Genomic DNA, 22,018 nt, shown 5'->3' with positions numbered 1-22,018 from the left:
TAGCTAGATTGCTTATTTAAGTCTCTTTTCTCCGTTTACTCGACATTTGAGTATGTTAAATGGAAAATCATCTATTTCACTTGTGCTGCTTGCTTTTTTGTTTGTGCCTTTTTACTTTTACTTGCGCGACTCCCCATCCTTTTCTTGCGCTTCTACCTCTCTTACTTGCGACTCCCCATCCTTTCTAAAAAAAGAATGCATACAAGAAATTCTTGCACGCATTGTAAACTATCTTTATTATTCGTTAGTTAAGTCTTCCCCGTTGGAAGCTATTACTTTTTTATACCAATGAAACGATTTTTTCTTTGCTCTATTTAAAGTGCCGTTTCCTTCATTATCGCGGTCTACGTAGATAAAACCATAGCGTTTTTTCATTTCGCCAGTTCCTGCTGATACCAAATCAATGCATCCCCAGCTTGTGTAGCCAAGCAGATCGACACCGTCTTCGTCGACTGCTTCTTTCATCGCTTGAATATGTGCAGCAAGATACTCAATGCGATAATCGTCTTCTACATATCCAAATTCATCTGGTGTATCGACTGCACCCAGACCATTTTCCACGATGAATAAAGGTTTTTGATAACGATCATATAAATCATTCATCGTGATACGTAAACCTAATGGATCAATCTGCCATCCCCATTCGCTAGATTGAAGATATGGATTTTTAACAGTAGGGAACAAATTGCCCGCCGTTTTTTCCACATTAGAGTCTTCAGCTACCGCAACACGAGAAGCATAATAAGAGAAAGAGATAAAATCAACTGTGTGATTTTTCAAGACTTCTAAATCTTCTGCGGTCATTTCTACCTCAATGCCTTTTCTCTCTAATTCTTTGAGTGCATAAGCAGGGTAGGCACCTTTTGATTGAACATCAATGAAAAAGTAATTTCCTCTATCCTTTTGCTTTCCTTCCCAAACATCTTCTGGTCGGCAGCTATAAGGATAGTAACTTGCAGCTGCCAGCATGCATCCTATCTTATTCTCTGGATCAATTTCATGGGCGATTCTTGTTGCTTCCGCACTTGCAACCAATTCATGATGGGCAGCTTGGTATTTTACTTGCTCCTCATTTTCTCCTTCTTCAAAACAAAGGCCTGCGCCAAGAAACGGAGCATGCAGGATCATATTAATTTCATTGAAAGTAAGCCAGTATTTAACAAGCCCTTTATAGCGAGTAAATAATACGGTACATAAACGTTTATAAAAATCAATCAGCTTTCGATTTCGCCATCCGCCATACTGCTCAATTAAATGCATCGGGCAATCAAAGTGAGTAATCGTCACTAACGGTTCGATTCCATATTTATGACATTCTTTAAATAGATCTTCATAAAACTGTAGTCCCTCTTCATTTGGCTCCGTTTCATCCCCTTTTGGAAAAATGCGGCTCCATGCAATCGATAATCGGTAAGTTTTAAAGCCCATTTCTCCGAACAAAGCAATATCTTCTTTATAACGATGATACATATCAATTGCTTCTTTTGCAGGATAAAAATAACCTTCCTCAAAAGAATACATCTTCTTTTTACCCGTAATAATACTTCTGCGATCAGGACCAGTTGGAATAACGTCCACATTTGCTAGACCTCTGCCACCTTCATTAAATCCGCCTTCACATTGATTCGCTGCGGTCGCACCGCCCCATAAAAAATCTTTTCTAAATCCCATTGTTTATCCCTCCTATTTCATTACTTTTATTACTTCTTCACCAAAGTGAATAGGACCTTCATTTGCAATTAGAATATCTCCTACTTCTGCTGAATTTGTAATAACAACAGGTGTAATTACCTTATATCCTTTTGCTTTGATTCCCTCTAAATCAAATTGAATCAATTTGTCTCCTATTTGAATTTCTTGTCCTTTCTCAACAAAATATTCATATCCTTCTCCATTCAATTGAACGGTATCAATCCCTACATGAATCAATAGCTCCACTCCGTCTTCACTAGTAATACCAATGGCGTGTTTTGATTCAAATGTCGCACTAACTATCCCATTCACAGGGGAAAGCACAGTCCCTTCGGCTGGCTCAATGGCTACACCTTGTCCTAATATTTCCTCAGAAAACATTCCATCATCTACATGTTTTAAGCTGTGTAAATTTCCTTGCAGCGGAGATACGATTGTTGCACCACCGATACTCAAATTAGGAGTTTCCTTTGTTGTTGATTCATTAGCTTCCTCTTTTTCTTCTGCCACAGGGTCTTTGTATAAGATTAATGTCGCAATAAATGTGACAACAATACTAATAGCCGCGCCAATACATGCATAATAGAAGAAACTTAGTGTATTATCTCCAATATAACTAGGTAATGTTAATAAACCAGGTGAACCGCCAGAAAAGTTACGGACTCTACAAATACCCATGAATAGCCCGCCTGCTGCTCCACCAATCATAGCGGCATATAAAGGTGTCTTAAAGCGTAAGTTTACTCCATATAAAGCTGGTTCTGTAATACCAAACAAACCAGTTAGACCAGCAGAATAAGCTAATTGTTTAATTGAACTATCTTTTGACTTAACACCAACTCCAATAGCTGCAGCCCCTTGACTCACGTTCGATGCAAGCATACCTGGATAAATCACGGTATCATAACCAGTTGTCATACGATTGTTAATTCCAATTGGCACCAGACCGTAGTGCGTACCAGTTGCCACAAGTAATGGACTAAATGTACCAACCAATAATGGCACGATCCATGGACTTACAGATTCTAATGCAGTGATTCCGTTTGAGATCGCATCACTGATTAAATAACCGATTGGTCCTAATACTACTAAACTTGCTGTTCCCACTATAAAAATAGTAATCATTGGTTTACTAAAAAACTTAATCGCTTTCGGTGAAACCTTATCTGCAAGTGGTTCAATATAAGACATAAACCAAACGGAAAGAATAATCGGGATAACAGAAGAAGAATACGAAACGGCTGAAATTGGAAGTCCCATTAGTTTAATGGCTTCTCCGCCTTCTTTCGCAATATTAACCATTGCCACAAAGTTAGGATGCAGCAAGATTCCCCCTACCATCATCGCCAAAAATGGATTGGCTTTGAACTTTTGAGCAGATGAAACAGCTAGTAAGATAGGTAAAAAGTAGAAAGCTGCATCTGCCATGAAATTAATAATCTGATAACTTTGGCTTTCTGTTGTTAAAACTTTAAACACTACTAATATAGAAAGCACTGCTTTTAGCATCCCTGCCGCTGTAATTGCTGGCAGAATCGGAGTAAAGATTCCTGTAATCGTATCGATTACCTTTGCAAAAACAGAACGCTTATCTTCTTCCTGGCTTTTCGCTTCATCATTAGCAATATTGGTTTGTGTAATAATTTCTTTATACACATTTCCAACATCACTTCCAATAATGACTTGGTATTGTCCACCTTTATTAACTACTCCCATTATTCCTGGCGTACTTTTCAATGTTTTTTCGTCTGGTTTCTGATCGTCCTTTAAATTAAATCGTAACCGTGTAGCACAGTGAGTTAAACTTTTAACATTTTCCTCACCACCAACTTTATCGATAATTACTTTAGCCAAATCTTGATAATTCATCTGGTTTGCCCTCCATTATTTTTATAAGCTAAAAAATATTTGTTGTAGTTGTAGTCTAAAAGGAATAAAAAAATACCTAAATGAAACCTCATAAACAGTAGAGGTTCATTTAGGTATAGCCTGCATTTTCAGTAACAATCCTAATCACTGGTTATTCTTTTTATATGAATCGTCAGGTAGATTAACTCATCTTCTTCTAATTCTCTTCCAAATTCTTTCTTAATATACTCTCTAATTTTCAGCGCACAAGCATACTCATCTGTATACTTTTCCTTTAGCATGAAAATAAAACTAGACGTTCCAGCATCATCCAATTTAACACCACTAAACATTCGTTGAAAGAAAAATTTCAAGTGGGTGATAAATCGTTCATAATTAAGGGAATACTCGTCCAAATCAATTTTGAAGTGATACTTTACAATATTAAGGATATTCTGGATAACCTTTGCCATTTCCGATACTTTGCTTACTTGCCCCATATCAAGCTCTGCATTCACGATATGCAAAGCAATAAATCCAGCCTCATCTTCCGGTAAGTCAACACCGAGTCGATTTTTTACAATCGATAACGCTTCTTTCCCAATTAAGAATTCATGATTATAAAATCTTTTAATCTCCCAAAGAAGAGCATTCTTAATTTCCATACCATTCTCATAGCGCTCAATTGCATAACTGATATGATCGGTTAACGTTAAGAAGATGTTTTCGCTTAATTTTTTTCCAAGCGATACTTTTGCAAAGCTGATGATTTCATTTGCCACTTGAATATGTTCCAACGGGATAGAAGAAAGCATTTGGGTTAATTTATTGACGCTCCATTCCTTTGAACTGAGATACATATTCTCAATCTTCGATTCATCAATAGCATCACCAGCTTTTTTCTTAAAGCCAAGTCCTTTACCCATAATGACAACTTCTTGATCATCATCATTCCTAGACAATACAATATTATTATTAATTACTTTCCATACGTTCATAAGATAGTCCCTATTCTTTTATTTTCTTTCACTACAACAAAAAATAGGTATAGCCCACAATAAAGCGGTAACAATCCTTTAAAATCAGTCTATCATAGGTAATTTATACTGTCAATTTGATATTTTTTAAAATTTCGAGACAAGCTGTCTTTGTTTATTCCTAAAATAAAACGGAAAAACTATGTAAGCATTAAAATTTATCCAAAGTATTTGTTGCTATATAATGACACTAATACTTTTAAAAAAGGAGAAAATCATAGATGAATAACAAAGAGCTTTTATCTTCTTTTACCCTACCTAATGGTGTAACCCTTAAAAATCGAGTCGTTATGGCTCCCATGACTAATTTCTCTTCTAATCAAGATGGAACAGTCACAGTAGAAGAAGTCGATTATTATGCCCATCGATCTACTGGAGTTAGCATGGTTATTACTGCTTGTACAAATGTTACGCGTAATGGTCAAGGATTTCCTGGGGAATTTGCTGCCTATAGCGATGAATTTATTCCTAGCTTGACAAAATTAGCTTCTCGTATTAAAGAACAAGGCGCAAAAGCAGTTCTGCAAATTTTCCACGGTGGACGAATGTGCCCTCCTGACTTAGTAAATGGAGATGTCGTAAGTGCTAGTAATATTCCTGCTGAAGGAGAAGGAAATGCTACTCCAAGAGAATTATCAGAAGCTGAAGTCGAAGCTATTATCGATGCTTTCGGAGAAACAACTCGCCGTGCTATTGAAGCTGGTTATGATGGAGTAGAGATTCATGGAGCAAACGGATATCTTATTCAGCAATTTTTCTCTCCTCATTCTAACCGCCGGGAAGATCGCTTTGGTGGAAATCTTGAAAAACGAATGACTTTTCCTTTAGCCATTATTGATAAGGTTAAAAGTGTAGTCGCAAAACATGCTACCTCTCCTTTTATTGTTGGTTATCGTTTTTCTCCTGAGGAGCCTGAAACACCTGGAATTACCATGGGTGATACTCTTGCACTAGTGGATAAACTTGCTGATAAGGGCCTGGATTACTTACATGTTTCTCTTCAGGAATTCCATTCAACACCAAGAAGAGGAGTAGAGGATTTATCCAAAACACGCATTGACTATTTACTGGAAACTATCAATAATCGTGTACCGTTAATTGGCGTTGGCTCTATTTATACTGCAGAGGATGCTCAAAAAGCATTTCAAACAGGAGTATCTTTGCTGGCATTAGGTAGAGGCCTTATTATCGAACCTCATTGGGTACAAAAGCTAGCGGAAGGAAAAGAAGATACCATTGTTACAACCCTAAATAAAGAAAAACAAAAAGAACTTGTCATTCCAGATCCACTCTGGAATGCAATTATCAATGCACCTGGCTGGTTCCCTGGTGTATAAAAAAGAATGCAGCTATATCAAAAGCACCTGCTAAGTAGGTGCTTTTGATGTCTATTTTTTGGAAATCAAAGGATGCATTTGCAACCGTTCTATGAGAAATATAATTTTAGGGACTTCTCCCCTAAAATGACAGGAATGTTTATTCAGTTAAAGTGGGAATATTATTTTCAAACTGATAGATTTTCAAAATGGTTTTCCTCCGCAGCCTCAAAATTCCGTCTCTAATTATTCCATAGATAAATCTTGGATTTTACTAACCTTGTTCTGAAAAATTATAAAGTTACGCAAAATACTTATTACCCGCTATTAAAATAATACCAGGTATACCTACTATTATTCTGCCCAGCATAAAATCAAAATAACTAAAAGCTGCGAATAAGAAGAGAAGAATCCCAATTGTGATGGGGAAGTTAAATTTCCATTCCGAGCGATCCTTCCACTTAAGCCTGTAATAAAAACAGAAAAAGCTACCAACAAGGAAATAAATTTCGATTATAGTCACTCCTAAGGCCTGAAGCCAACCACCATCCTCTCTTTTCAGCTAGTTAGATCAAAGATAAACAACTTCTTATTATCCCTATATGGAATATACTACCACATCATAAAGGATAATAATTAGATGAATTTTCGAAAACCTGCAGTCCTTTTCCTTATATAAAACATACTAAGATTAGTGGGTAAGGTCATCGACGGATGACTTTGCCCACTATTTTTCTTTTTTAAGTTATAGTGAGAAGGGAAAGAAAGCTCGACCAGCCTCAGGGATCTCGAATCCGAATGATAAACGGAGCTTCTTCACTTTCATTTTTGAATCAGCTTTAAGTATGTTGGGGCCAAGGAGCTCGTGTATAGGAAATTGGAATCGAAATGAAAAAGTGAAGATCTTTCAAAATGATAAAGAAGAGAGAGGAAAAACATTGGAATTAATTATTGCTTTAGATATTTCTATGGGGAAAAGTTACAAAGTCTTATATGACGGTCAAACATGTCTTTCAGAAGGGGAAATACTTCACAATAAGTTTGGGTTTCAAGCATTACTGGAAGAGATTCATAGCCTTCCAGAAGAACCTAAAATTGTTTTCGAATCAACTGGTATATATTCGAAGCCAGTGGAGACCTTTTGTCAGAAAAACAATTTAACCTATTTCTTATTAAATCCTCTGGAAGCCAAGAAACAACTAGAACAGGGAACACTCAGAAGCTGGAAAACAGACAAACATGATGCCCATAAATTAGCACAAATTCATCCATTTGTGGATCGATCAGAAAAAGTACAACAACCTGAAATTTATACAGAACTTCGTGATCTTTCGCGCTTTTATCAAGAAATAGAAGGACAAATAAAACATACTCGGATGTACTTGCACCATGCACTTCAAGTAAGCTTTCCGGAGCTTGAACGATTCTTTTCCAGTAGAGTAACACCTTATGCTTTAACACTAATAGAGTTATTTCCACATCCTGAATTAGTATTACAGACAAGTAGAACCAAGATTAAAAATTTATTGATGAAAACTACGCATAAGAAGATATCAGAAAATCGAGCTATGGAGAAGGCGAAGTTGATCATTGAATACGCGCAAGAATCTTATCCAGCTGTTTCACCAGATAGTGTTCCAACTCAAAAAGTTCAATATTATGCACGACAACTTCTTCATCTATTAGAGGAGAAAAAAATGGTTTCCGAACAATTAATTGTGAAGGCCCGACAACTTTCGGAATTCCAGTTATTTACTAGCTTCCCTGGCATTGGGGAGATTAGCGCAGCACTCCTTATTGGTGAGATAGGCGATCTGTCACGCTTTTCTAATCATAAAAAAGTGAACGCCTTTATCGGCATAGATATTAGAAGGTATCAATCTGGTAAATATGCAGGTCAAGACCATATCAATAAACGTGGAAATCCAAAAGGACGAAAAGTCTTATATCTTATCGTTAAGAACATGATACGCCAACAAAAAGCTGCCCCCAATCATATTGTGGATTATTATTATAAATTAAAAAAGCAACCTCAGGCCAAAAAGGACAGGGTTGCCACTGTAGCTTGCATGAACAAGCTATTGAAATGTATCTATTCCATGGTCAGGAACAATACAAAGTACGAATACTCGTACACGGTCTCTAAGGACCAATAACACATAAAAAGTATACCACACAATACCTCAGTTTGAAAAATTTAATAGAATAGCTGAGGTTATTTGTCATGCTCAAAAATAGTACTATCAAGTTCAAATATTTTTTTATAACTACTTGACTAATCGTAGGAAACGAGGGTGGGACAAAAGAATTTTACATAAAGAAAAAGCCAAACTATAATACAATAAAACATCGTAATAGTTCGGTTTTTTCTTTTCGCTGATTTATCTTTTTTATAGCTAAAAAACAAGTTCGTTCCATTGCGCTCCAGTCACTCGCTTTCCGCGGGGAGGAAGCTGAGCCTCCTCACTGCAGCGCTGCGGGGTCTCAGCCTTTCCTCTATTTCCCGCAGGAGTCGAGTGTCTTCCACTCCATTTCACTAACCTTATAAAATGGGGCGAGAAACAAAAATAGATTTTATTTATCATTCGTCTAATTCAACAAATGATTATTCAGCTTTAAGCATATCCTTTTTAGTTTTGTCTCAGCCCCGACTAATATATCCATTAAAGAATAATTCTCTTCACTTGTTTTACATAAAAGTAGCGAACGATTAAGAAATAAAGAATCTGTATGAAAGCAAAGCTTCCTAATACCAATGCTGCCTCTCTTGTAATATTAAAATCAAACATATTGGATAGGGCAATAAGTGCGACAGAACCATGGATTAAAGCGACTATAATTGGTGAGAAAAATAAAAGAGCTATTTGTCTGTTGACGACTCTTTTCAACTCCGTCTCCATTAATCCAATTTTAGCAATCGATTGGAATTTGCGCTTTTCTTCCTCTAAATCAGTAAATAATCGGAAGTAAAGGAAGCTTCCTGCCGAAACGAAGAATACAATTCCAATAAATAAGCCAATGAACAGAACAGGGCCAAACGCTTTATTGATTTGATATATAGCATAGTCAACAGAAAAAGCTTTGTAAGATAATTCTTCATCTAACTGTTCCCCAACTGCAAGGACTTTATCTTCTTGTCCTTCTTTTGCTTGCCATACAATACTTGGTTTGCTTTTTATTGGTTCATCCAGCTGTTCATAAATCTTATCATTTACTACATAATAAGCCGATATTTCTGTTAAAACAGCCGCATCTATTACTCGAGAAGGTGTTACTTCTCGACCACTTTTTAAAGGAATGGCCGTTTCCAATAGCTTTTTGCTAGGTTTCTGTCCGCCTTCCTTTAAGACAGCATCACTCTGTTCTACAACAATGGCTTCGTCTTCCTTTGGATGAATTTTCTTCTCACCAATTAGCTCGGCAAAACGATTGTAATCAGATGCTCGCGCAATTAAAACGTTCTTCTTTTCCCCAGCTAGTTTGTAATAATTCAATTGAGTCTCTTCACTACTCACATCAAGCTTTTCATTTTCTATTAACGTATTCATTTTACTCTTATCTTTGGCAATTACTTCTTCACTGTCCTTGTCCAACGGAGAATAAGTAAAAGTATAGCGATTTATTTCTTTTACCCCTTTTGTTATATAGGATTGGAACCCATATAGTGTTCCAATGGCGCTAAAAGCCACTGTTGATATAATCGCCACTAAGAAAAAGGTTCTTGCATTATCTTTCATGCGAAAAGACAAATCGGAAAACAAGAGCATATTTGTTTTTTTCCAAAAAATGGACTTATTCCCTTTTATCTTGCGGATAAAATACACACTCAGTTGAGTAAATAAGAGATAGGTTCCGAGTGTTACTAAGAGAACAACTGGAACCAGCGCGTAAGCAACCAATATTCCCTCTACAGATATTGCAGTAACATATCCTCCAAGTAAAAGCAGCCCTGCTAAAATTGATAGAAATAACGAAGCTTTCGGTTCTCCTTTTGACTTTTTATCCCCTTTGATTAAGTCAATCAACTTATTGGTACGAAGAATAAAGGAAACAAAGATAGAAATAAAGAAAAAGAGAATCAGAAAACTAATAAACGTCACCACAATTGCCAATGTAGGGAAATAAAAATTAAGTGACTCTGTGATAATTAATACATTCTCGGCAATCAAAAGAATTACCTTCGCAAATACTAATCCTGCTAGAATCCCACTCACTGTGGCAAAAAAGCCGATCAGAATATTTTCTAAAAATACTAGAAGGCGAATCTGCCGGTTAGATGCTCCAAGCATCATTAATAAGCCAAATTCCTTCTTTCTTGATTGTAAGAACGAGCTCATAGAATATAAAACAAAAAAGAAAGAAAAGATATAAATAATTCCGCCAGCAACACCCATTCCAAATAGTGCATGACTATTCACGTCGGGACCAGAAAAGGCTGGATGAAATGCAAAGATAGCAAAGGTAAAAAACACCATCACTGTAAACATGCTGCTGAGAAAATAAGCAATATACAGCCGTTTATTGCGGAGTACGTTATTAAACGCGAACTGACGAAAAGTCATTGCCGTCGCCTCCCATCAACGAAAGCATATCGATTATTTTTTGGAAGAATGCTTGTCTACTATCTCCTCGATGTATTTCAGAATGTAGCTTTCCATCACGAATAAAGACTACTCTATCAGAATAACTAGCCGCTTGGGGATCATGTGTTACCATTAATAAACTTGTCTGTTTCCTTTCATTAATCGAGACAAGCATATTCATCACATCTTTTGCTGCTTTTGAATCTAGATTTCCTGTGGGTTCATCTGCCAATAATAGCTTTGGTTCATGAATCATTGCCCTGGCAATCGCGACCCGCTGCGCCTGCCCACCTGAGATTTCATAAGTACGTTTATTCAGAATCGCTGTAATCCCCAATTCCTTAGCAATTTCTTCTGCTTTCCTCTTCATTTCCTTAACAGGAGAGCCATCCAATGTTAATGGTAAAACGATATTTTCTTCCACTGTTAAAGTATGCAATAAATTAAAGTCCTGAAAGATAAAGCCTAATTCATTTCTGCGAAACTTAGCTAGAGCGTTTTTCTTTAGCTTATGAGGCATTTTCCCCTCTATTTCCACAGCACCTGTAGTTGGACCATCATTCGTAGAAATAATATTAAGCAGCGTTGTTTTTCCACTTCCAGATGGCCCCATAATCACCACAAATTCACCTTTGTCAATTTCAAAATTAATATCAGTAAGGGCACGGTAAGCTACCTTTCCTTCGTAAACCTTACTTACGTTTGTAAGTTTAAGCATAATCCTTCTCCTCTCTAACAATTCTAGTAAAAGTATAACCTGTAGAGGATATGGCATACTATCGATTATGCTTTCAGCAAGCTTACATTGATGTAAGGTTTTGTGTATCAGAAAAAATAATCCTAATCGTTGTACCTAGGCCGACCTTTGATTCCAATTCCAGACGATGCTCTAATCTCTCTGCCACTTCTTTTACTAAATAAAGCCCCATACCGGTAGATTCTCGATATTTGCGGCCATTTTCTCCTGTATAGAATTTATTAAAAATACGCTTCTGATCTACAATCGGTATACCAACACCAAAATCCTGCACCTCCAGAACAGCTTCTCCTGATTGTTCATATAGAGAAATAATGAGATGATTTGCCTTCCCTGCCGAATATTTCACAGCATTATGAACAAGCTGTGTCAGGAGAAAGAATAGCCACTTTTCATCTGTTTCTACTGTAATGCCTTGCTTTTCTTCTTTAAATTGCGGATACACTTCATTGCGAATGTAAAAACGCTTATTTTCTTGATTTACCTCATGGATTAACTTAGAAAGAACGACAGGCTTAATCTGAAAATCTTCTGCAATGGTGCGAAGTCTCGCCATATAAAGAACCGTATTCAGCCCGTTTCGCATTCGGTCTGTTTCTTCCCGGATACTCGATGATTCTGGCTCATCAAGCGTTTGGGCTGTCAGCTCAATAATCGAGAGAGGTGTCTTCATTTGATGGACCCAGCGATCCATAAATAGAAGATGCTCATCTTGCCTGTCCTCTGCTTTTTGAATTTCTTCTTGGTATAAACGATACTGTACCATTAGCAACTGATCGAGAGCTTCGGAAATTGGTTTTGCTTCCGTCGTCTCCAAAGAACCATCTAATGTTCCGATTGAATGTTCAAGCCTTTGATAAAATTTTCTTCTACTCACATATTGATATAGTAAAAATACTGTTAAAAATACGACTGATAAGAAAATAGCATATAGACATACTCCTTTTCCTCGGTAACCATCCAGCCAAAATATAAACGGAATCAACAGACATTGGATGAGTTGTATGATAATAAATAAAACATGCTCGCGAATAAATAGCTTCATGCTTGTCCCTCTTTCCAAGTCGGCCGCAAACGGTATCCTGCTCCTCTAACTGTTTCCACTGCCTCCTCAATCCCTAGCTCTTGAAATTTTTTCCGCACACGCGTAATATTCACATTCAATGTATTCTCGTCGACATATGCTTCATCATCCCAAAGCTTTGCCAATAAATCTTGCCGGCCAGCAACACGAGGGTAGCGATCAAGTAAGCTTTCGATAATGTCTGTTTCCTTTTTCGTTAATTGCGTTACTTTGTCTTTAAATCGTAATTCAAACCGTTCTGGATATAAGCACAAATCCCCTTCACGAAGAACCCTTTCCTCCTGTTTTAAGGCATATTCCCCATATGCACGGCGGAGCTGGCTTCTAATTTTCGCCATCACAATATCAGGATGAAATGGCTTTGTAATAAAATCATCCCCACCATTTTCAATTGCCATTACTTGATCCATTTCGCCCGTTCTTGCTGAAATAAAAATGACCGGGCAAAGGGATTCTTTGCGAATTTGTCGGCACCAATAGTAACCATCGAAGCTTGGAAGGTTAATGTCTAATAGTATAAGATCTGGTTTCTCCCTTCTAAATGTCGCCATTATGGTTTCAAAATCGATGGCTGTAATTACTTCATATTGATATTTCTTTATGTAGGCGCTGAGATGTTCTGCGATTTTTACATCGTCTTCGATAATCATGATTTTTTGCATCGTTAGTTTCTCCTAGGTCTTGATGATTTAGTTTAAGTTTAATTTAAGAGGAGATTCTGTTCAAGATTAGGTTTGGTAGAAGGGAAAAATTCTCCCTTCACAAAAAAAGAAGCAAAAATGACTTCTGCCTCCTTTTACTATTAAGATTAAGTCTTGCAGTTATTCAGTTTTTGATGCTGCTTCTTCCATTCTTTGTATCTTTGTAAAGGCGAAAAAGGAAGACCACATCATAATAAATGCTAATGCACTTCCGCAAAACAGCGGAATCATTCCCGGAACCGTAGTCATTAGTAGATAAATTGCTGTTATCCCGATCACCATTATTATCGTAGCGATTGGATTCATTAACATAATGATAAATGCGTTTTTTATCACTTGGTAGATTTTGAGATCAAAATGTACAAAAGTAGGAAATACATAACAAATCGTTAATAGAAAGCCTAAACAAATTAATAAGGCTGGATAATAGAATACGTTCATTATTCCACTTGTATGTTTCAATAAATTTATATCAATATATAAGAAATAGCCAAGGATAGAAACAATAAATCCTAATAAATTACTCTTAATAAATTCGGTCTTATAGGATTCCCAAAACGTTTTAAAAACGGGAATATCCATGTTTCCCATCAATAACTTTCTTACAATCACAAACATAGCAACGGTAGCGGGGAAAAAACCAAAGATTAACAGCCCCAAAAGGGAGAAGGCAATCCATAAAAGATTCACAAATGCTAGCTTCATAATCCAATCACAAAGTTTATAAAATCCTCCTATCGCACCATTCATCTGCATATATACTCCTCCTAAATAATCTCGGACATTTTGTCAGCTGAATAAAAAGTTAAACAAGGAAGCAGGCACCAAAGACGTTCCTCAGATTGGCTTCTAAGTTATCACCAGCAAACTTCTTATACCTCCAAGTCTCTCTGATTTTTCACTTCGTAAATTCGGGGAACTGGCGGTTTTTCCATATTGTGTCCAAGGAAGAAACCAGGATGTGGCGGCTGGTTATAGGCAACATTCTGCCAAGCGATTGCTAACCGATAATTAGGGTCATGCATTAAGGTATAAATGCGGTGATCCGTTAGATCCGTCGTTGTATAAATCCTAAGTGCGGCGCTGTCATCAGTCCGCCAAATGACTTCCTCTCTCCAATCTCCAAAGATATCGGCTTGCAAACAAGGATTCCCTTTTGTCCCGTTATTCGATCTCGTACCATCTGCAGTCAAAATATTAACGAGCCTTCCGTTCTCATAATCCCATTTGTCGATTTTCCCGACTCCGATGCCAGTTTCCTCGCAATAGTCATGGTCAAGAAGTTCTCTTAATAAATCTCCATCCCACCAGATAGCAAAATTAAAGGACTGGGGATTCAAATCAGAGATTTTTTCTCCTGAACTACTATAAAGCCCTGCTCCTCCCGTTTTCCAGTGTGTCGATGACCAGACCTCTGCTCCCTCATAGCGCGGGTCAATATCTGCTGCCATCCCCCTTCCTACATCTTCAGTAGAAGGAATCCCCCATAAGATTTCGCCTGTTTTGGCATCATGGATTTCCGTCCCCATTGCTTGAGGCGTTTCATGTACTTGAAATATTTCCAAGCCTGGTCTCGCTGGGTTAAAATTTCCAACATGAATGGCGTCCCCATGTCCTAAACCAGTTTTATAAAGCCCTGTACCATCATGGTCAATTACACAAGAACCATAGATAATTTCATCCTTCCCGTCATCGTCTACATCTGCAACGCTTACACTATGATTACCTTGCCCAGAATAACCTTCATTACCAGGTGCTAGGCTATCAAACATCCATACTTTTGACAGTTCGCCATCTCGCCAATTATAAGCAGCTAGCACTGCTCTCGTGTAGTAGCCACGACACATTACTAAGCTAGGTCTTTCCCCATCAAGATAGGCTATACATGCTAGAAAACGATCGACGCGATTTCCTTCATCATCCCCCCAGTCCTCGCCTTTTCCTCGAGGGGGATCATAGTCGGTTGTCACTAACTCTCTCCCTGTCATTCCATCAAATATCGTTAAATATTCAGGCCCTTGCAGAATAAAACCATCTTTATTTCGATAATCCGCACCTATATCTCCAATTACTTTCCCTTCTCCATCTCTAGTTCCATCTGCCGTTTTACAGGCAACCTCCGCCTTTCCATCCCCATCTAGATCATAGACCATAAACTGCGTGTAATGAGCTCCGGCACGGATATTTCTTCCTAAATCAATCCGCCATAAGTGCGTGCTATTTAACTTGTAGGCATCTAAATATACATTCCCGGTATAGCCTTTATGGGCATTATCATGCGAATTAGATGGATCCCATTTGAGGATAATTTCATATTCTCCATCCCCATCTACATCTCCAACACTTGCATCATTAGCACTATAGGAATAAGCTACTCCATCTGGTGTTATTCCTCCTTCAGGTTTATTCAGGGGAATAGTCAAAAAGCTCGTCTCCCATACTTCAGCCTTTTCTGAACAGGGCTGTTCCTTGCCATCTACAATAGAACATACTTGATAAATAGAAGCTTCTACTCCACTTTCATCTAAATAATTGGTACTGCTAGTAATCGGGGCAGGATTCACTTTAATTCCATCACGATAAAGATTGAATGATATTTCCTCTGGATCTGTCCCAAACAAGCGCCAGCCAATATAGACACCGTTCTTTACCTTTACAGCAATCAAACCACGATTTAGACTTTCCATCTGTCGTAATCGTTTTTCTTGCTTCTTTTTTTCTGCCATTTCCGATTCCCCCTCCGTACCAAGGAATAATTTATAGATAAAACTTTAATCTTACCGGTCCAATTAATCCGGACTTCACCAATTCTTTTGCATATTCGTTTGCCTTGCTGTTGGTAACAATTACTTCTATATCCAAGGTGTCTGTGTTTATGTATGGTGTTATATCAAAATGATAGGGACTCCACATTTTAACTCCGACCGTTTCTCCGTTAATACGCAATTCAGCAAGCTCACAAACTTCTCCTAAATCTAATTGAGCTTTTTTATATTTTCTTTTCGATGCATCTAAGGTCACTTTTGACTGATAGATAGTTTTGCCGGAAAAATATTTTAAATCTTCATATTCCGTTAAGGAAACTAGTTTTTTGATCACTTCCTTTTGACGGAATGGATTAGTCATTGTCCAATGATCTACGTTGATATCCAAACTGTGTTCTTCCTTTTGGCTTTTGGCTGCAAAAGTTGGTGTTTCCTGATGATTAACACAGAGAATGATAGACTCCCTATGCTGCAAAGAAAAGTTGTACTTTGTATACTCCCCATCTACTTCATTTATTTCGATTGTTTCTATGTTGGAGGACCAAGCATCCCATTTTTCTAAAGCACCCCTGCATTTAACAGCCAGTTCTCCTTCTACGGATGAATCATCTTCATTTACCAACACATAAAAATCTATACCTTCCTTGACAATATGGGTAACACGCAATCCAGGATTATGTGGTATCAAATAAACATCCCTGGATTGCAACCGATCAAGGGAGCCGATTACGCTATTGTAGTTAGAAAGTTGTACTACATTCCCACGTAAAGGAAGTTCCTTCTTTTCGGGATTATAAATAATAACAGTGCCCCCATTCTTCAGAAAAAGACTAAGCTTCTGCACCATTTCGTTAGAAACAAGCTGTTCCAGATTTTCTATTACGATTACTCTATAAATTTGTTTTTGGATTTTCACTTGGCCTTCTTCGATGAGACAGTTGTGGAGAAATAAGTCTTCTTCTAAGTAGTTAAATTCTATTTGATTGGTATAGAGCGGTTCTGCTATTTTCCAAGGAAGATGGTCTTCCTCACACAAAATCGCAATTTCTGTAATATTGGTACAATCACTTAAAAGCCAAGACATCCGTCTTTCATAATCAGCAAACAATCTATAATAATTCCACCATGCATTATGGGGGCCGTTATCTGGTGCGCGCTCATTTAAACGTTCACCTTCGATCGAGTAATAAAAGGCATGGGGATAAAGCATATTTACTCCTCTTACAAAAAGCCAATCTACAAACCATTTCATATCCGCTGCTGTTAATTGCCATTGATGTCCATTTGGCCCACAACAGCCAAAACATTCATTGGCATTACGAGGCAACCCACGGTGCCTAGCCGCATCGGAGGAACATTTTCCTAAAGTACTATCATGTCCTTGAATTCCTTTATTGTCTTCTGGTCCAACCCATCTCCATACTAAATCCTGTCCAGGCAGCTGAAAATATTGCAAAAAGCCAATATCGTCACTCGCCTCCGGATGCCCAGTTAATTGAATCCCATGCTTCTCACACCACTCCGATATCGGAAGGTAATACGTTTCCTGAAGGCGTTTATTAACCGTTTTTTTAAAGTTTCTTCTCTTAATAGCAGTGTCAGTCCCGACATCAAACCATAACGCTAACAAATCCTTCGGCTCATTGCCATGCTGCCTATAATAATCCAAGAAGCCCTCTGTCCAAGGCTTAATTTTTTCTGGATCGACACAGCGGCCTAAAACACTCGGTTCATCTGTAAATAGTGCTGTTATGGTATTGCCAAAATACTCACTAAATTGTTCATAATATACATCATGAGTCACACGGATAAATTTTTTCATAGCATCTGGATTTAATAAATCGCCTGCTAGTGGAGCATTTGGTTCGCCATCATCTTCTCCAAAGTGAAGCCCGCGAATCGTCCCTTTTGAAAAAGTAGCAATAAGGAAAACAATCGACCAACCTCCTGATTCTTTCGGATCAAAAACGATGCTGTCTTGTTCCACTTCCAAGGAAACAACGGAGTGAGGATCGATTTTCCTATCACCAGTCATCTTTAAAGCAGCAGCAAAAACAATTTCCTCGTATTCTTCTAGTTGTTCCTTTATTTTGGCAGGACCTTTTATAGGATGCATTGTCATGCGCAATCCACGGGCTGCATATTCAGGATTGTTCTCAACCACCTTCCCATGGGCAGATCCGGATGGATACATGCCTTCATCATAGATAATCACTTTCATCCCTAGTTCTGCAGCTTCTTCCATAATAAAGCGCAGTCGTTCGATAAATTTTGTTCCTAAATAATCGATGTCCTCAGGTATGCCAATTCGGGGATGTGCTACTATCCCATGCACGCCTTTATCCTTAAAATCTCGCAATTGTCTAGCTAGTTCTTCTTTATGAAGATCACCATTTAAAAACCAAAATGGAAAAATCGAATATTCTGCAGAAGGATCATTAAATTCATGTTTTAGCTGTAGGAAATTAGTCATTTGCTCACCTTCAATTGTTTAATTATGTTCAAAATAGATAGCATTAAAAAGACGGCTGTGCGTTCCTTATATTCCACCGTTCTTCGGTCATCAGCCATCGGTATTAAAGTTAAAACTTATCCCTTTACAGATCCTAATAACATTCCTTTAGCAAAATGCTTTTGCAGGAATGGATAAACAATTAATATCGGCAAGGTAGCTACTACGACAACAGCCAATTTTAATGATTGTGCTGGCGGGGCTACATATTCTACTCCTTGTGAAGCGGTATCAGCCAAGTTCCCTTGAGATAAAATAATAATTTGTTGAAGCAGGACCTGTACAGGCCATTTTGCGCTGTCGCTAATATACAATAGTGCATGAAAGTAATCGTTCCAGATGGTAACCGCATAAAATAAGGCAAAAGTGGCAAGGACCGGCTTGGATAAAGGTAAAATGATCCTTAAAAAAATTCCCATTTCGGAACATCCATCCATCTTCGCCGCTTCCTCTAATTCCACTGGTATCCCTTGAAAGAAGGTTTTGACAATAATTAAATTGAATGGGTTAATCGCAGCTGGCAAAATTAATGACCAGTAGGAATCTAATAATCCCAATGATTTAACAACAATATAAGTAGGAATCATCCCTCCACTGAATAACATGGAAAAGACAATCATATTCATCAACAGGCTTCGTCCAATTAAATTTTTCCGTGATAATGGATAAGCCATTGTAAAGGTAAAGAATAGACAAATCAAAGTCCCAACTAATGTAATCCCAACCGATACGAGAATACTCCGTGTAAAAGTTCCTGTCGAAAAAATATATTTATATGCATCAAGGGTAAAGGTTTCTGGCCAGATAAAAAAGCTCCTTGTGGTTAACTCTGCCTCTGTAGCAAACGATCCTGCAATAATGTATAAAAACGGCAGAATCATCGTGATTCCGATAATGCCTAAAAGGATTACGTTAAAGCCATCAAATATACGCCCTCCCCGTGTATTATGCATTTTGGGCATCGCCATTTTTCACACCTCCTTGAATTTTCAACATTAAAAGATTCCTTCCTCTCCCATTTTCTTCGCTAATTTATTGGACCCCAAAACGAGGATAATGCCAATGACAGACTTAAAGAGACCAACTGCTGTACTATAGCTGTATGCTCCTTGGGTAATACCAACAAAATATACATACGTATCAAATACATCCGCCACGCCGCGGTTTAATGAATTGGACATTAAATAGATTTGTTGAAAGCCTGTGTCAAGAAAACGGCCAAGCTGGAGGATAAGCATAACAATTATCGTACTTCTTATTGCAGGTAAAGTAATATGCCATAAACGCCGTAATCTTCCTGCACCATCGACAATCGCTGCTTCGTACTGCTCTTTATCAACTGCTGTTAGTGCTGCCAAAAAGATTACCGTTCCCCAGCCCGTTTCCTTCCAAATAATTTGCATCATAATTAATGGGCGAAACCAATCTGGAGAAGAGAGAAAATCAATGTTTTTACCGTAAATTTGAGAAACAATATCATTCACCACACCACCGCTTGTTGTAAAAAAGATATACGTAATACTGGCAATGATTACCCACGACATAAAATGCGGCACATAAATAAATGTTTGAACCACTCTTTTGTATGAATTAACCCGCAGCTCATTTAAAAGAAGTGCCAATATAATAGGGGCTGGAAAGAAAAACACCAAATTTAGCACTGCAAAAATAGCTGTATTATTTAATAATCGAAAAAAATCTGGATTTTTGAAGAAATCGATAAAATTATCAAACCCTACCCATTTGCTTCCTAATATGCCTGTAAAAGGGGAATAATCTTGAAAGGCTATGACAATTCCCCACATGGGAAGATACTTAAATACAATGAAATACGCCAAACCTGGCAGTAATAGAATATAAAGCCATTTATCTCTCAAAATACGTTGGAACTTAGAAAGATTGGGCTTTTGCTGCACAGTAGTTCCTATCATGGAGTGGGCGATGTCTGTTTCTGGTTCTGTCACTTGCGTACTGGCTTTTGCCATTATAATTTCCTCTCCTTCCCTTCTTTAATTTCACTGTCTTTAAGAGAGACTGGCAGTTTAATATACTGCCAGTCTCTTAACTTGCTGGTTACTTCTGGCTTTCTTTATATAATTTATTTATTTCTTCAATATAGTCGTCTCCGCCGGAGCTGCGCCATAATTTAATCGCATCTTCAATGCCTTTATCATCAATTTGGCCGACAATGTATTTAATTCGAGCGTCATTGATAATGTTGTCTAACTGCTGCCCTTTTTGTGCATACACTGTTGATAGTAAGGATTCGGCAGGATTGGCAACAACAATCTCTTCATTCTTTTTCATTAGTTCGTTTTCTTTTAATCGAAGCGCTGTAAATTCTGGATGCTTGAAGTTTTCACCAGGAATACCTGGGATAAACTGGTTAAGATCGGTATATTCAGTAGATTCCGGATCTTGAGCTGTTACAAGAGGAATAAACTCCCCATCCTTTATTTCATAATGACGCCCCTCAACTCCAGCATAAGCTATTGTTTGCGCTGGTTCGTTATTTACTTTGTCTAAGAAAGATAATATCTTTTTAAGCTCCTCCTCTGTTTTTACACTGGATTTAGGAATGGCTAGTATTCCGTTATATCCTGAAGTAGGAAGATTAAACAGTCCTTTTGGTCCGGAAACAGCACCTATAACATCTACTACATCTTTGAACTTTGGATCGATCTTTTCCATTGCTTCTTGATTGCGATGGGCATCATCCAATGTACTTATCTGAACTCCTGACTTTCCATTTTGAAACGGTTCATTCCACTTTGCTGTATCCATTACTGCAAAATCCTCATTAATTAATCCTTCGTCATACAATTGTTTAAAGAATTTCAAGGCATCCATATATTCCGGTGACATGAAGTCTGGCTGCAGTGTACCATCCTCTTCGATACTCCATTTATTTGGTACGCCAAACCATGTTTGCATAATATCAAACGGTCCAAACCATTTCGAAATCGTCATACCGTAAGTATCATCTTTTCCGTTCCCATCTGGATCATCTGTTGTGAACGCCTTTAAGACGTTATATAAATCATCAATTGTTTTCGGTTCACTTAATCCTAAATTATCCAACCAATCTTTGCGGAAAAAGACTCCATTTCTTCCTAAAGGTCTTGATCGATAAATCCCATATATTCTCCCATCAATAGCGCTATTCTGTAAGGTAATTTCATTTGCTTGACTCAAATTTGGGTATTCCCTTAAATATGGGGTAAGATCCCAAAAGGCATCATTTCGCACAGCGCTTACAAAGCTTGGAATTTTACCTGGAATCATTATGATCATAGGCAGTTTACCTGAAGCTAAGGTGACATTTAACTTATCTGTATAAACGGAATTAGGTACGAATTCTGCATTAATATCCATTTCCGTATACTTTTCCAGCGCCTTTAGGGCCGGACTGTCATCTGATGGAGGTGTAGTTGTATAAGCAGTTGTCATAATAGTAATAGTTGATTTCCCATTACTTTTGGCAGATGACTCTTCCGAATTGCTGCATGCTACTAGGGAAGAAAGCATAATAGCTGATAATACAGGTATTGCTACTTTTTTACCAATACTCTTACTTTTTTTCATTTAGGATCCCCCCGATAATTAAATTAGTTTCTACCTAGCATTGCCTCAACTTCTAGGAACTTTCCAATCATTGCGTTGGGCTATATTTTAAAAAATAAACCGCTTTCATTTTTCTAACAATTATCATTTTTTGTCTGT

General features: G+C 37.7%; 15 protein-coding genes. 2 read left to right on the top strand and 13 right to left on the bottom strand.

Going from position 1 to position 22,018, the window contains the following annotated elements; all coding sequences use genetic code 11:
* Positions 1–237: 237 nt before the first annotated feature.
* From NST77_RS01065 to licT, 3 genes are all read right to left on the bottom strand, one after another.
* Positions 238–1,671 carry a 6-phospho-beta-glucosidase gene (locus NST77_RS01065; protein WP_095334156.1) on the bottom strand — a complete coding sequence of 478 codons (1,434 nt, stop codon included), beginning with the start codon at positions 1,669–1,671 and terminating at the stop codon, positions 238–240.
* A 12-nt stretch (positions 1,672–1,683) separates the two neighbouring features.
* A complete protein-coding gene (locus NST77_RS01060; RefSeq protein WP_095334158.1) occupies positions 1,684–3,561 on the bottom strand; it encodes a beta-glucoside-specific PTS transporter subunit IIABC in 1,878 nt (625 codons plus the stop codon).
* Positions 3,562–3,701: 140 nt separating this feature from the next.
* The gene (gene licT / locus NST77_RS01055) at positions 3,702–4,538 is read right to left on the bottom strand and encodes a BglG family transcription antiterminator LicT (protein ID WP_095334160.1); all 837 of its coding nucleotides are present in this window, start codon (positions 4,536–4,538) and stop codon (positions 3,702–3,704) included.
* Positions 4,539–4,798: 260 nt separating this feature from the next.
* On the opposite strand from licT, the gene NST77_RS01050 reads away from it, so the two are divergent.
* Positions 4,799–5,914 (top strand): NADH-dependent flavin oxidoreductase, encoded by a 1,116-nt coding sequence (locus tag NST77_RS01050; protein WP_095334161.1) that lies wholly within the window; start codon positions 4,799–4,801, stop codon positions 5,912–5,914.
* An 875-nt stretch (positions 5,915–6,789) separates the two neighbouring features.
* Positions 6,790–8,049 (top strand): IS110 family transposase, encoded by a 1,260-nt coding sequence (locus NST77_RS01045; RefSeq protein ID WP_341122637.1) that lies wholly within the window; start codon positions 6,790–6,792, stop codon positions 8,047–8,049.
* A gap of 507 nt (positions 8,050–8,556) precedes the next feature.
* Here NST77_RS01045 and NST77_RS01040 read toward each other — a convergent pair.
* The 10 genes from NST77_RS01040 to NST77_RS00995 all read right to left on the bottom strand — a co-directional run bounded on the left by NST77_RS01040 (position 8,557) and on the right by NST77_RS00995 (position 21,880).
* Positions 8,557–10,455: an FtsX-like permease family protein gene (locus tag NST77_RS01040; protein ID WP_095333589.1), complete on the bottom strand. Its 1,899-nt coding sequence runs from the start codon at positions 10,453–10,455 to the stop codon at positions 8,557–8,559.
* Positions 10,430–11,194, bottom strand: coding sequence for an ABC transporter ATP-binding protein (locus NST77_RS01035; protein WP_095320993.1), 765 nt, complete (start codon positions 11,192–11,194; stop codon positions 10,430–10,432). Before NST77_RS01035 ends, NST77_RS01040 begins: the two co-directional genes overlap by 26 nt.
* A gap of 82 nt (positions 11,195–11,276) precedes the next feature.
* Positions 11,277–12,278 (bottom strand): sensor histidine kinase, encoded by a 1,002-nt coding sequence (locus tag NST77_RS01030; protein ID WP_095333587.1) that lies wholly within the window; start codon positions 12,276–12,278, stop codon positions 11,277–11,279.
* Positions 12,275–12,979, bottom strand: a complete 705-nt coding sequence (locus NST77_RS01025) for a response regulator transcription factor (RefSeq protein WP_095333585.1) — start codon at positions 12,977–12,979, stop codon at positions 12,275–12,277. Before NST77_RS01025 ends, NST77_RS01030 begins: the two co-directional genes overlap by 4 nt.
* Positions 12,980–13,138: 159 nt before the next feature.
* Entirely contained in the window at positions 13,139–13,774 is a 636-nt protein-coding gene (locus NST77_RS01020; protein WP_095333583.1) for a YesL family protein, read from the bottom strand.
* Positions 13,775–13,890: 116 nt separating this feature from the next.
* Positions 13,891–15,744: a rhamnogalacturonan lyase gene (locus NST77_RS01015; protein ID WP_445668873.1), complete on the bottom strand. Its 1,854-nt coding sequence runs from the start codon at positions 15,742–15,744 to the stop codon at positions 13,891–13,893.
* 31 nt (positions 15,745–15,775) lie between these two features.
* Positions 15,776–18,256 carry a glycosylhydrolase-like jelly roll fold domain-containing protein gene (locus NST77_RS01010; RefSeq protein WP_163185281.1) on the bottom strand — a complete coding sequence of 827 codons (2,481 nt, stop codon included), beginning with the start codon at positions 18,254–18,256 and terminating at the stop codon, positions 15,776–15,778.
* 116 nt (positions 18,257–18,372) lie between these two features.
* Positions 18,373–19,257: a carbohydrate ABC transporter permease gene (locus NST77_RS01005; protein WP_371000469.1), complete on the bottom strand. Its 885-nt coding sequence runs from the start codon at positions 19,255–19,257 to the stop codon at positions 18,373–18,375.
* 33 nt (positions 19,258–19,290) lie between these two features.
* Positions 19,291–20,226, bottom strand: a complete 936-nt coding sequence (locus NST77_RS01000; RefSeq protein ID WP_095333593.1) for an ABC transporter permease — start codon at positions 20,224–20,226, stop codon at positions 19,291–19,293.
* A gap of 142 nt (positions 20,227–20,368) precedes the next feature.
* Complete coding sequence (locus NST77_RS00995) at positions 20,369–21,880, bottom strand: extracellular solute-binding protein (protein WP_163185278.1); 1,512 nt, start codon at positions 21,878–21,880, stop codon at positions 20,369–20,371.
* Positions 21,881–22,018: the final 138 nt, after the last annotated feature.

The sequence above is a fragment of the Niallia sp. FSL W8-0177 genome, assembly GCF_038006285.1.
Lineage (GTDB): Bacteria > Bacillota > Bacilli > Bacillales > Cytobacillaceae > Niallia > Niallia circulans_A.
This window is presented reverse-complemented; position numbering and strand designations above follow the sequence as displayed.

What these genes read in the sequence shown, in the direction of transcription:
- NST77_RS01035 (WP_095320993.1), bottom strand. Translation starts at nt 11,194, where the DNA reads ATGCTTAAACTTACAAACGTAAGTAAGGTTTACGAAGGAAAGGTAGCT.
- NST77_RS01030 (WP_095333587.1), bottom strand. Translation starts at nt 12,278, where the DNA reads ATGAAGCTATTTATTCGCGAGCATGTTTTATTTATTATCATACAACTC.
- NST77_RS01065 (WP_095334156.1), bottom strand. Translation starts at nt 1,671, where the DNA reads ATGGGATTTAGAAAAGATTTTTTATGGGGCGGTGCGACCGCAGCGAAT.
- NST77_RS01015 (WP_445668873.1), bottom strand. Translation starts at nt 15,744, where the DNA reads ATGGCAGAAAAAAAGAAGCAAGAAAAACGATTACGACAGATGGAAAGT.
- NST77_RS01060 (WP_095334158.1), bottom strand. Translation starts at nt 3,561, where the DNA reads ATGAATTATCAAGATTTGGCTAAAGTAATTATCGATAAAGTTGGTGGT.
- NST77_RS01040 (WP_095333589.1), bottom strand. Translation starts at nt 10,455, where the DNA reads ATGACTTTTCGTCAGTTCGCGTTTAATAACGTACTCCGCAATAAACGG.
- NST77_RS01020 (WP_095333583.1), bottom strand. Translation starts at nt 13,774, where the DNA reads ATGCAGATGAATGGTGCGATAGGAGGATTTTATAAACTTTGTGATTGG.
- NST77_RS01050 (WP_095334161.1), top strand. Translation starts at nt 4,799, where the DNA reads ATGAATAACAAAGAGCTTTTATCTTCTTTTACCCTACCTAATGGTGTA.
- NST77_RS01000 (WP_095333593.1), bottom strand. Translation starts at nt 20,226, where the DNA reads ATGATAGGAACTACTGTGCAGCAAAAGCCCAATCTTTCTAAGTTCCAA.
- NST77_RS01010 (WP_163185281.1), bottom strand. Translation starts at nt 18,256, where the DNA reads ATGACTAATTTCCTACAGCTAAAACATGAATTTAATGATCCTTCTGCA.
- NST77_RS01025 (WP_095333585.1), bottom strand. Translation starts at nt 12,979, where the DNA reads ATGCAAAAAATCATGATTATCGAAGACGATGTAAAAATCGCAGAACAT.
- licT (WP_095334160.1), bottom strand. Translation starts at nt 4,538, where the DNA reads ATGAACGTATGGAAAGTAATTAATAATAATATTGTATTGTCTAGGAAT.
- NST77_RS01005 (WP_371000469.1), bottom strand. Translation starts at nt 19,257, where the DNA reads ATGCCCAAAATGCATAATACACGGGGAGGGCGTATATTTGATGGCTTT.
- NST77_RS00995 (WP_163185278.1), bottom strand. Translation starts at nt 21,880, where the DNA reads ATGAAAAAAAGTAAGAGTATTGGTAAAAAAGTAGCAATACCTGTATTA.